Origin of the sequence: Muricauda sp. SCSIO 65647 (assembly GCF_021534965.1) — a bacterium.
Taxonomy (GTDB): Bacteria; Bacteroidota; Bacteroidia; order Flavobacteriales; family Flavobacteriaceae; genus Flagellimonas_A.
Genome location: NZ_CP091037.1, coordinates 1233731 through 1246240 on the forward strand (window position 1 = coordinate 1233731; position 12510 = coordinate 1246240).

Here is a 12510-nt window from a genome sequence, read left to right on the forward strand (position 1 = left end):
AATATATACTTTATATATATAAAAATACGGATTATTTCGATTGCGCATTAAATTTTGACAGTTTTCTACTTGTTTTCATATCTGCGTATCGGGGGTCTTCAATATAATCTTCTTTTCGCATCTTGATCACTTCGATACTGAGAAAGCCAAATTCACTGACCACTTTGCCATAAAAACGATAAATTCCCTTGCCCCGAAAACGATATTTTGCCGCCACGGGCGGAAAGAGCACCGTATCGAACACTTCGCCGTATTGGTCTAATAGGGTGGCAAAGTGCATACCATCGCCTTTGTGGGTAGTCGTATTTTTAACAGTGATCAGGTAGCCGTAAATATCGATGCGTTTATTCTGATACCGTTCCAAATCTCGCTGTCCGTTCTTGCTTTTTGGGGCCTCTTGCAAGAGTTCAAAATGATTGAAAAGGGGGAAGCCCAAAAGTTCCCATTGCTCAAAAGCATTTTCAAGATAGGTCGTATTCAATTTTGGAATGTTGAACTTGCTCCGCTTCGGTGGAAATAGTTTTGGATGGTCAATGCGCTTGGTCTTCGAAATCATCAAATGGGCTTTCCATAAAAGCTCATGCCTGTTGGTGCCCGTGAACCGAAAGGCATCGATGCGGATCAAGATGCTTATCTGCTCTATTGAAATGATCACACGGTCGACAAAGTTCTCCAATGACGTAAACTTTCCGTTGGCCCCGCGCTCTTTGACTATGCGTTGCATGACACGGTCTTCCAACTCGCGCAAATACATCATTCCCAAGTAAATATGCGTCCCATAGATAACATTGGCGATGTGGCTCTGGTTGATGCAAGGCGGATGGATGGTCGCCCCCAGCATTTGCGCATCGTGCACATAAAATTCAGGGCGGTAAAATCCACCGCCATTGTTGAGCACGGCCACCATATACTCCAACGGAAAATAGGCACGCAAAAATAGGCTTTGATAGCTTTCAACCGCATAGGAAGCCGAATGCCCTTTGGCAAAGGCATAGCCCGCAAAGCTGGCCACCTGCTCCCAGACTTCATCAACCGTTTTTCTTGGAATTCCCTTTTTGAGGCAATTGCTTCTGAATTTGTCCTTGACCTTTTCAAACTCTTCCCGCGATCGAAACTTGCCGCTCATTCCGCGGCGCAGTACATCGGCTTCGCCCAAATCCAAGTCTGCAAAATAATGCGCCACTTTGATCACATCTTCCTGATACACCATGACCCCATAGGTCTCTGGCATAATGTCGAGCATTACGGAGTGTGCTCTCTCTTCTGTTCTACCTGGATTACGGTGCCTTAAGATATACTCCCGCATCATACCGCTTTTAGACACTCCCGGACGGATGATCGAGCTGGCCGCAACCAGCCCCAAATAATTGTCCACCTCCAACTTTTTGAGCAGCATGCGCATGGCGGGCGACTCTACATAAAAACAACCCATGCACTGGGCGGTCTTTATCAGGTTATTGATCGTGGGATCTTTATAGAATGCTGAAACATCGTGAATGTCGAAAGTTGCCTTTTCTGGTTGGTTCTGCGCTACAATAGCTATGGTATCTTTTATTTTTCCCAATCCACGTTGGGCCAAAATATCAAACTTAAAAAGGCCCACATCTTCGGCAATGACCATATCAAAATGCACGGTGGCAAAGCCCTTGGGGGGCATAAAAGTCGCCGAAAAATGCTGCAAGGGATTCTCGCTGATGAGGATTCCACTGGCATGCACGCTGACATAATTGGGCATACCCTCAATTAACTTTCCGTACTCCAGCACCAAGATCGCAAGGCTATCCAATCTTGATGTGACATAGTTGCCCGTACTCAATGCATCAATTTCATCTTTGGGCAATCCGAAGACTTTTCCCAGTTCACGAATCACGGCCTTTCTTTTGAAGGTCACATAGGTGCCCACAAGGGCCACATTTTCAAAACGATCAAAAATGTATTGGGTCATGGCTTCACGATCGCGCCATGAAAAGTCGATATCAAAATCGGGCGGATTGGCCCGGTATAAGTTGATGAACCGTTCAAAATAAAGGTCAAGGTCGATGGGGTCTACATCGGTGATGTACAAAAGGTAAGCGACAATGCTATTGGCCCCACTGCCACGGCCCACATAGTAAAACCCACGTTTTTTTGCTTCGGAAACAATGTCCCAATTGATCAAGAAATAGGAGACAAAGCCCATTTTTTTGATGAGATCCAACTCTTTTGACAACCGCTTTTTTACCTCTTTGGAAGCCTTTTTGTATCGCCTTGGCAACCCCTCATGGCACAGTTTTTCGAGAAGCGCTTCATCTTCTTTTTTGCTGCCCGTGTAATAGTCTAGGTTTTGGGGTTTTCGCTTTTTTGAAAAATCAAACTGAATGGAACACTGGTTCAACAATCGCGCTGTGTTTTCTAAAATGTGGGGGTGTTCAGCAAAAGCTTTGGCAAGGTATTCGACAGAATACATTCTTTCCCCCTCATTGGCCACTTCTGTTTCATCAAGCTTGCTGAGCAACACATTGTTATCGATGGCCCGCAACAGGCGATGCGCATTAAAATCGCGCTTGTTTCTAAAGGTCACGGGTTGCTGCACCACCAGTCTATCGGTATAATTCTTTACTCGTGAAAAGGGGAGCCGCCGTAAATCCTTGAAGGAAATACCGATGAATTCATGGTCTGAAAATTCATGCTTTTCGGTCAACAGTACTTTCTCAAAAGGATAGACCACAAACGCATTTTTAAAATTGGGGGCCTGTTGGGGAACCTCCAAATCATTATGAAGGCAATCAGATAAAAAGGCATTGAGTTCTTGATACCCCGCATTGTTTTTGGCAATGCCCACAAAACAGGGGTCGGCCCCATTTCTAAAGTCAATGCCCAAAATAGGTCTTATGCCATATTTGGGAGCTTCCCGCACAAAATTGAGACAGGCCGAAGTGTTGTTGATATCGGTCAGTACGAGTTGCCCAAGATGGTTTTCTTGTGCCAAACGCAAGAGTTCCTTTTCAGAAAAAGTTCCGAAGCGCAGGCTGTAATATGTGTGGCAATTGAGATACATGAGGTGAAATCATAAATGATAAATCACAAATTCCAAATGACAAATTCCAAATGACAAGTTCCAAATGACAAGTTCCAAGTTGTTTTATGATGACTTGTTGATTATGGCAGATAATATTTTTTTATTTCTAGAGCTTCGGACTTCAATTCATCAATAGCCTCTTGGGAAAGAGAATTCATATCTGATAACAGTTTTAGCCAATAATGACTTTCCTTGGCCTCCTTTTTGGCAATTTTTGCCCGCATTAAAAAATCTTTATCCCCCAATTTCTCATTGGCTTCAATATAATTCGCCCCCGTTGAACCCGAAGAGCGTATAAGCTGTCTTCCGTCCTCAATATTGTTAATGGTTTTGGGAAGTGATTTTACCAGTACCCGACAGGCTCTTGCAAATACATAAATGCGTTCTTCAAGATCATAGATTTTCATTTTTGACATTTTTTGGAAGTTGATATTCGTGATTTGAAATTTTAAACAACTCATTGTTTGCGATGTGCCAGCACAATCGGCGGCTGTCCGTTAAACGGGTTGTGCATTCTGCCTATGGTCCTGGCTCCCATGGCCGAGGCCCGAATCACGGCGCGGTCACCGAATCGGGTCCTTACCCTGTCCATGGCCTGGTATAAATTCAATGCTTCTTCGGTATCATCGAACAAATTGATCTGGTAATTGCCCGAGACCAAGTGACTCAACCGTACCCCCACCAAGCGAACCAGCATCCGCTTATTGTAGAGCGAATCGAAAAGCTCCATGATCTTCGGAATCAGAATATGATCGGCACTGGTATACGGTATTCGTTTTTGTTTTGAATAGGTATTAAAATCAGAATACCGGATCTTGACCGTGATACAGGCCGTCAATTTTTCGCCCCGCCGCAGTTGATAGGCCAAATTTTCGGCCATGGCCGATATGATTCCCTTGAGCTTGATCACATCAATGGTGTCACGATCAAAAGTGCGTTCGTTGGAAATGGACTTTCGCTCATGAAAAGGGATCACGGGGGTATTGTCCATGCCGTTGGCCCGTTTCCAGATGACCCTGCCATTGGCACCCAAGACCCGCTGCATGATATCAATGGGCATTTCTTGAATGGTCTTTACCCGTCGAATTCCCAAATTGCGAAGTGTTTGATAGGTCTTATCGCCTACCATGGGTATCTTTTTTACGGAAAGGGGAGCCAAAAAAGGTTTCTCGAGTCCGAAGTCAATCTTTAGTTGGTTGTTGGGTTTGGCCTCATTGGTGGCCACCTTTGAGACCACTTTGTTTACCGATAGCCCAAATGAAATGGGCATTCCGGTTTCGTTGATAATTTTTTGCCGCAGCGCAGTGGCGTATTTGTACGACCCAAAGAACCGATCCATGCCCGATAGATCGGCATAGAACTCATCAATGCTCGATTTTTCAAATACGGGCACCGCTTCCTTGATAATTTCGGTAACCTCATCAGACACCTTGCTGTAGGTGCCTGCATTGCCCTTGATAACCTTGGCTTCGGGACAAAGTTCTTTGGCCATCTTCATGGGCATGCCCGAGTGGATACCATACCCCCGGGTCTCGTAGCTACAGGCAGCGACTACCCCCCGATCGGTGATACCGCCGACCAACAAAGGCTTTCCCCGTAGTTCGGGATTGATTCGCCGCTCTACGGAGACAAAAAACGTATCGAGGTCGAGATGTAGAATGGTTTTGTTCACTATCCATAATAGAATTGCTAATATATGGAATTATTCCTTTTTATTGGATTATTTCCATTTTTTTAAATAGAACCCATCACTTTTATGGCTGTACAATTACCTACTTAACTTGTTCCAAAAAAATCTGTGCCTGTAGGTAGGTGCGTTTGCTGCGGTAGTTTTTCTTTTTCTCGAATGCCAAGTGGCTGATGGCACCGTAGCTTCCCTTGTTCTCTAAAGCATTTAAGGTCTTGAGAATATCTGTGTACCCCCCTTCCAGATGAAGGATATGGGTCTCAGTGGTGCCCTTCTCCCCTTCCACCACATGGGGCGAGTTAAAATCGATGATCTTTACTTGGTTCTTTGAGGCTTCTTGGTTCAAAAACTTGAGCAGATTGTTTTGTAGGGACGAATTGCCTACATCAAATGCAACCAATTGTGCATCCAATGTCTTCTCTTTTTGGCCCAACATTGAAAGTTGCCTTGGCAGATTCGTAATGGATTCCTTTTTCCCCAAGCTGTTGTAGAACTCTTCCCTTACCATCAAGGTCTTGTGGATCGCCAATCGATAGCTCAACAGCAACATGGCAACAACACCGGCCAGCAGGTATTTGTTCTTATTGGTCAGTTTCATGCAATATGATGTTGACGGTAAAGTTCGCCGAAGAATTTGAGATATATTCATAATCGATGATCTCTACCTTATCGACCCATTTCTGTGTTTCGAGGTTGTCAGACCATACCGTGAAGGTCATCTTGTCGTTTGTGATTCCCGAGACTTGAATGTTGTTCTTGCTGATCTCTATCGGCTTCTTCTCACGAACCGGTACTATGAGGGGCTGGTATTCCATCTCGCTGAGCCAGATCGAATGGGGCAGGCTCTTGCCCAGCTCATCAAAATAAAAGGTCGTTCTTGAATGCTGTGAGCTGGCCAGCACCTTCAATTTTTCCTCTTTGGCAGCGATGCGCTCTTTTAATTGCCGTAGTGAACTGTCTTGCAAAGCCTCACTCGCCAGGCTACTTTGCAAAGCCTCATTTTCTTTGTTATAATGGTTGAACAAGAAAAAATTGGCCAATAGCAATACCAAAAAAAAGCCGATGGTGGCCTTGAGGCCCACATCAAAGATCCTGATGTTTTTAAACTCGTTCGTCAACTGAATATTTGTTTCTTGAAGGTTAGCCATAGGGCTTACCCCCATCAAATGCCCCAAGATATTAGAGAACGAGAGCAACTGCTTATTGCCAATGGCCAAGCCGTTGATATCATAGCGCTTATCGATAGCTTTTTCGTTAGTGGAGAAATTTACTAACCTGCCACCTTTGAATTCCATCATGAAATTGGAACCTTCGATGACCCCCTCCAAAAAACCGGCGATATGCTCCATGGGCACCACGCCCAGGGCGACCGAAAAAACATGCAGCCCCAATTTCTGTAACTGCTCCAGGTACCAATTGACGTATTCCTTTTTGCCAATGGCCACAAGACCTGAATTTTGGTGGCTGAATATTTGATAATAAAAATTGTCAAGTTCGAGGTTCGGAAAGGCATTGACCACCAAAAGTTCATGGTTGCCCTGTGCTTCATGGGCTATTTGTTTCTTTAGCACCTGTGGTGTGTTGAGGGTCAAAAAGAGTGGTGTCTTTTTGTCGAGATGGGCCATGACCTCATCCAGTTTTTTAGTGGTGACTTCCAAGGCTATCTCCAGTTCACCCTTTTGTCGCACTACCTTTATAAGGGAGAACAATTCTTCCCCTCCCAACTCATAGATTTCAAGTCCGAAATAACCATTGCCCTCAACGATATGTTGTATCCACTTCTTGAACATCAGTATATGACCGTGGGTTTGATGAGTATGGTCAGTTTTTGTTTGGTATCTTCCCTTTTTCGTTTGCTGAAGAGCCATTTGATGACCGGCACCCTGGCCAAGAGGGGCACCCCGCTGCCCGAGTCGTTCTTGATCTTTTCTTCCAGTCCGCCCAGAATGGCCAGATCTTGGTTCTGCATGCGGATGATCGAACTGAACTCCCTTGAGGTAAGTCCGGGAGGGGCATCTTCCTCTATGCGCTCCCCACTGAAATCTGATTGAATGACATTGATGTCTAAGGTCACTTGTCCGTCACCCGACACCAATGGCTTGATGCTCACCCCAAGCTCTGCATCGATGGGCGCATAGTTTCGCACCTCTGAGGTGGTAGGGATCTGCGAGCCAAAAAAGTTCTGGTTGGTAATAACGTAATACGTCGTTTCTCCAATGGATAAGTTGGCGCGATGCCCATTCAGGGTAGAGAGTTTCGGAGTGGACCGAATCTTGATGTTACCATTTTCTTCCAGGGCCTTGATCGTGGCAAAAAATTCAGGCACCACCTTTCCGATATTGAAAGAGCCAAAGCCATCAAACCCCCCTATGACCTTGTTCACCGTATTGGCCCCTAACGTAATGTCTGTTTGGGGAAAGAGACTGCCACTGGTCGTGACCGGCTGGTCACCAATGCCCCAGCTAATGCCTGTCTCGACAGTGGCCGACCTGCGTACCTCGATGATCATCACCTCGATGAGCACCACGGGCACGGGTCGGTCGATTTCCTTGATAAAGCTTTTGAACCGTTCAATTTTGGCAGAGGGCCCACTGACAAAAAAGCTGTTCAGTTCAAAATCAACCTTGATATCAAGGTCTGCCTTGATTTCATCGGGAAGGATATTTACCAAGGCCTCTGCACCGTCATGATACGAATCGAATTGGTTGGCCCGGGTATTGAGGGTACGACGAGAGCTGTTGAGCCCTTGCTGGCCACCCTGCAATCCACTGTTTGGACCATTTGCAAAATAGTTGATGCCGCCCTGATTGGTTCGGCCAGCCGTTCGCATGCCGCCTGAATAATAAGAAGGGTCGCTCAATAGTTCTACCGATCGGTGCATCATCTGCACGATTTCAATCTTTCTAAGGCTTAACTGATCGGCCGTACCAAAAAAATAGATATTGTTCTCTTTTTTGAAGGTAAAGTGCTTGATGGCCCTTACCGGAGATGGTGATGGGTTGTTGTTCGTTCGGGCACGGCCATTGTTCTGAATGTTTTCGGCGGCCATCACTGGGGCACCCGTTTCTTGGCTCTCGAAGATATGGGCCAGTAGGTCATCGAAATAGATGCTCTTGGCATTAAAGGTAACACTACCGGCTTCCTCTAAAGGGGTGGCCGTGTAGACATCGAGCTTTAAGTCGTGGCTCAACGATTCGATGATGTTGGCAATGGGTGAATCGTTGAACGCTACGTTCACTATTTTGTTGATGGTGTCCAATACCTCATAATGCATGCCAGGTCGAAAACCTCTCAGTGAATTTCCTCCGTTTTTTTCGACATCCGGTGCGCTGAAAAGATAAAAACCGTCCCTTGATTTTGAGTGTATGAGTCCGTTCAGGTCGGCAATCTTTTCCATGGCCTTGTCAAGGGGCACTGCATTCAAGAAAATGTTCAGCGATTTGTTTCTCAAATTGTTCGAATACAACAGATTTTGCCCAGAGACCTCCATGATTTTTCTGAACACCTTTTCGAGCGGGTCATTGTTGATGTCTAATGAGATGAGGTTGGTCGTCGGACTAAATTCCACCTTGATTTCTTTTTCGGTGGGCTTCTCAGGTGGTCTATCATACCGTTTGACGGCCAAGATACTGCCCGTGAAATCGATGGTCAGGTCATATTCTTTACAGAGAAAGATCAGCAGATCGGCCACTGTCACATTTGAGAAATTATTGACTATGTTGATGTTCGCCACATCGGGTGCCACGCTCAGGTTCAGTTTGTGCACCCTCGAAACGGCCATCAAAAAATTGGGCAGGGTCACATTGGCCACGTTCACCTCGAGTTGAAGCGTTTCATTGTAAGCCGGATTGTCAGCGGCCAACAATTCCAAATTGTTCTTAATGGTCAGTATGCGGTCGCGTTCTTGCGCCAACGAAGTGTACAGCGCTAGAAAAAACAATACTATGGTGAATAGTCTTTTCATTGATCAGTTTGTCAAAAGGGCATATACCTCTTCGATAGTGGTAATGCCTTGTTGCACCATATCGATGGCGTTGGTCTTTAGGGTGTCGATTTTGTGTTTCTTAAAATGCTTGTCGATTTCTAATTGGTTCTCTTTGATGGGCAGGGCAAGTTCTTTGGTGATGGGCAAAATCTCGTAAAGTGCCTTCCTGCCCGAATACCCCGTATGGTAACATTGGTTGCAACCCGTGGCCGTGAAATGCCTGTTCAAATTTTTGGGAATTTGAAAGCTCGAGGGGAGTTGGGCAGAATCCAGTTTCTCTTCTTTCTTGCAATGAACACAGAGTTTTCTGATCAGGCGCTGGGCCACACTCATATTCAAGGTGCTCGCAATAAGAAATGGGGGCACGCCCATATCGATCAGCCTTGAAATGGTCGCCCAGGCAGAATTGGTATGAATGGTCGATAGCACCAAATGCCCCGTCAATGCCGCTCGAATGGCCATGTTGGCCGTCTTCACGTCCCGTATCTCGCCTACCATGATGATATCGGGATCTTGCCTTAGAAAGGTCCTCAACGAACTGGCGAAATCAAGACCAATGTTTTCTTTTAATTGTACTTGGTTGACACCCTCGAGCGTATATTCGATGGGATCTTCGATGGTAAGGATATTGGTTTCGGGCCTGTTGAGTAATTTCAGGGTGGCGTACAGTGTAGTAGTCTTTCCAGAGCCCGTGGGGCCAGAGATGAGTACGATACCATTTGGCTTTCGAATACCTTCTTTATAGCGGTCCAGCTCTGACTCGGTGAAGCCCAGCGCTTCAAGTTCGACGGCCCCGGTCTCTCGGCTCAGAATACGCAACACCAATTTCTCCCCATATAATGTGGGCAGTGAAGAGACCCTGATATCGAACTCAGAACCATTTGATTTCACCGTTATTCGGCCATCTTGCGGTAAGCGTTTTTCAGCAATGTCAAGATGTGCCCTCACCTTGATCTTGTTGACCATTGTGGGATAATCTTGAATGGGTATGCTGTACTGTTCGATCAGTTTTCCGTCTAAACGAAACCTGATACGGCAACGCTCTTCATAGGGTTCGAAATGGATGTCACTGCTGCCCATGTTCTGGGCACCCAGCAGAATCTTTTCCAAAAAATCGTTCGTATAACCCAGTTGGGCAGATTCGTTGGTGGTGCTTTTGCGATAGTTGGTGGTCAGGTATTGTTGTAGTTCTTCCGTATCGCAAGGCTGTAATGATACGGGCTTGTCCAAGACAATGTTGAGTTCGGCCAAGAGGGTCTGCAACGATTCGGTATCGGTCTTGAGTACCAGTGCATCACCGCTTTCGGCCACCGGCACGATACGATAGTGAAAGGCCTGCTCGGCAGAGATCCGTTGCTGTAGGTGTACCGGTATTTGAAAGCTGTTCTTTTCCATTTAGATGATATACAATGAAGGGAAATCGGGCAGATGGCTCAACACCAGTACCCCTATCAAGAAAATTCCCATGAGCCCCGCCAAGGGCACGGTCTCCATTTCCATAAAAGGCTTTAAGGCCAGATAGGCAAGTATCGAAAAACAAAGGGCCCCCACTAGCAACACGATAAAGGTGACCGTCGGAAACCCCAGCGCAAAGGCATAGAGAAACAACATGTCGCCCAGGCCAAAGGCCGTGTTCAAAAATTTTTGTTGCATAATATGCTTGGTATAGGCCCAGAGCACCAGCAAAATTAAACTGACCAGCAGCATGTTGAGCAGGGCAAACCACGCGAAGTGGTCAAAGGGCATATGGCGCAGGTGCAGTAGGGCCAACAGTACGGCCAGTATGGGAAACAAGACCCAAAGCACCGCCCGCTCCTTAAAATCTTGGTGGGCGATCATTCCGAAGCCCAGCATGGTCAAAAGTTCTAAAAAGAGCATCAGTCTTTTATTATTTGTTTGGGGTTGCCCGACTCATCGATCTCCCAGACATTGAAGACCCCGTCTCCATCAAAATCGGTCACGGCCTCTGCCCGGGCCTTGAAGGCCACATCATTGGCCGAGACTATCTCGTACACATAGTTGGCGGTACCATTTTCCTTTACGGTCTTGGGGGCCACAAAGTCGAGTTCACCGATGTCTGCCGTGAACTTACTGTACATGTAGCGATGGGTGGTCTGTGCATTATAGAGCGCCTTCAGTTGTGTCTGCGCCTCGATGCTCTTTGCCTTTGAGATGAGCGGCATCAGATTGGGCAGGGCCAACAACAGCAAGATGCCGATGATGGCCAAGACGATAAGCGTCTCTTGAAGATTGAGCGCGGGTACCTTTTTGAAAAGAGTTGATTTGGGCATAAGTATGATGTCATGACTTGGTTACACATATAACTAAAAAAACCTTTGGTTATTATATCAGAACGTATCAAAAAATAAGTTTTTTCTTTCATCTTTTGTAGTTCATCGAAAAAACAAAAAGCGTGTTAAAAAATTACGAAAATATACATACTATTGCAGAGTAAAACTTATTACCAAAGTAAGTTTTTACTTATTAAACAACCTACTTAACTATGCGCGATTTCTTTTCAAAGAAAACGGACCCTCTGTCCTTTTTACACTTGACCACATCACATCTTAACATCTCAACTATAAAAAGTACATTTTCTCACGGCCTTGAATTGGCTGTGTTTTTTGTTTACAGCAATGCGTTCTCTCAAATAGATTATGGGACCATCAAACTCTTCAACTCGCTAACCGATCAAGAGATTTTGAACATTTCCAACGGTTCCACTTATGACCTAAATGTGGTCGGTGATAGTTTAAATATCGTCGCAGTGCCTCCCATATCAGTAGGAAGTGTAACTTTTTCTACGACCATAGGTGAAAGTAGAACCGAGAGTGTGGCGCCTTACGCCTTTAATGGTGACGTATCGGGTAACTATCAAAGCAGGTTGACCTTGCCCAACCACCTAGACGTTTCTATAACTTTTGCAGTAAGCTATTGGAGCGCAAGTGGTGGTACTGGCACACTTTTGGGAGACGATGTCTACGCAATAACCTTTACCAAACCGGCTCCCGATATCACGCCTCCCACGGCGCCATCAGGTCTTACAAGCACTGGCAATACCGATACATCAATCTATGTTTCCTGGAATGTGGCATCGGACAATGTCGCAGTTACAGGATACAAAATATATCTTGACAACGTCCCTACTACCCTGGGAAATGTCACCAACCATCAATTTATGGGATTGGCACCTTCCACTTCCCATGACATAAAGGTACGCGCTTTGGACGCGGTGAGCAATGAGAGCTTCGACAGCAACGTGGTTACTGTAACTACAGACTCAGGTTCAGGTGGTGGGCTTGAGACATGGTCAACAGCTAACAATGGGAATGACATTTATTACAACAATGGAAAAGTAAAAATCGGTGTAGCGAATCCAGAAGCAAATCTACATTTCTCGGGCAACGCCAAGATTGAACATGATGAGTCTGATATGTTCGGTGTTGATGGGAGTGGTTTAGGAATAGGCACTAACTCACCCGGTGCTTACAGACTGGCTGTTAAAGGAAGTATTAGAGCTGAAGAAATTAAGGTCGAAACCGGTTGGCCCGATTATGTGTTCAGCGAAGGTTATGATCTACCCACTTTAGAGGAAGTCGAAAAGCATATCAAAGAGAAAGGCCACCTTATCAACATACCCTCAGCAGAAGAGGTCAAGGCCAATGGTATTCAACTTGGTGAAATGAACAAGTTGTTGTTGGAGAAGATCGAGGAGTTGACGCTTCATATCATCAAGCTGAACAAAGAAATCAAAACCCTTAAACAAAATCAATAAATCAA

The 12510-nt window shown here is 45.6% G+C and carries 10 protein-coding genes; 1 reads left to right on the forward strand and 9 read right to left on the reverse strand.

Annotated features, from left to right (window positions below):
* Positions 1-31: 31 nt before the first annotated feature.
* From L0P89_RS05390 to L0P89_RS05430, 9 genes are all read right to left on the reverse strand, one after another.
* Positions 32-3037 carry a DNA polymerase III subunit alpha gene (locus L0P89_RS05390; RefSeq protein WP_235267384.1) on the reverse strand — a complete coding sequence of 1002 codons (3006 nt, stop codon included), beginning with the start codon at positions 3035-3037 and terminating at the stop codon, positions 32-34.
* Between the two features lie 101 nt (positions 3038-3138).
* Positions 3139-3465, reverse strand: a complete 327-nt coding sequence (locus L0P89_RS05395; protein ID WP_235267385.1) for a four helix bundle protein — start codon at positions 3463-3465, stop codon at positions 3139-3141.
* Positions 3466-3515: 50 nt separating this feature from the next.
* A complete protein-coding gene (dinB, locus tag L0P89_RS05400; protein WP_235267386.1) occupies positions 3516-4730 on the reverse strand; it encodes a DNA polymerase IV in 1215 nt (404 codons plus the stop codon).
* 100 nt (positions 4731-4830) lie between these two features.
* On the reverse strand, positions 4831-5343 hold the full coding sequence (locus L0P89_RS05405) for a hypothetical protein (RefSeq protein WP_235267387.1): 513 nt from the start codon (positions 5341-5343) through the stop codon (positions 4831-4833).
* A complete protein-coding gene (locus L0P89_RS05410; protein ID WP_235267388.1) occupies positions 5327-6535 on the reverse strand; it encodes a PilN domain-containing protein in 1209 nt (402 codons plus the stop codon). The genes L0P89_RS05405 and L0P89_RS05410 overlap by 17 nt, the downstream gene beginning before the upstream one ends.
* A complete protein-coding gene (locus L0P89_RS05415) occupies positions 6535-8709 on the reverse strand; it encodes a type II secretion system protein GspD (protein WP_235267389.1) in 2175 nt (724 codons plus the stop codon). The genes L0P89_RS05410 and L0P89_RS05415 overlap by 1 nt, the downstream gene beginning before the upstream one ends.
* Before the next feature lie 3 nt (positions 8710-8712).
* A complete protein-coding gene (locus L0P89_RS05420) occupies positions 8713-10125 on the reverse strand; it encodes a GspE/PulE family protein (protein WP_235267390.1) in 1413 nt (470 codons plus the stop codon).
* Complete coding sequence (locus tag L0P89_RS05425; protein ID WP_235267391.1) at positions 10126-10608, reverse strand: hypothetical protein; 483 nt, start codon at positions 10606-10608, stop codon at positions 10126-10128.
* A complete protein-coding gene (locus L0P89_RS05430; protein WP_235267392.1) occupies positions 10608-11021 on the reverse strand; it encodes a type IV pilin-like G/H family protein in 414 nt (137 codons plus the stop codon). The genes L0P89_RS05425 and L0P89_RS05430 overlap by 1 nt, the downstream gene beginning before the upstream one ends.
* Positions 11022-11233: 212 nt before the next feature.
* Here L0P89_RS05430 and L0P89_RS05435 point away from each other — a divergent pair, with 212 nt between their 5' ends.
* Complete coding sequence (locus L0P89_RS05435; protein WP_235267393.1) at positions 11234-12505, forward strand: fibronectin type III domain-containing protein; 1272 nt, start codon at positions 11234-11236, stop codon at positions 12503-12505.
* The last annotated feature ends 5 nt before the right edge of the window (positions 12506-12510 follow it).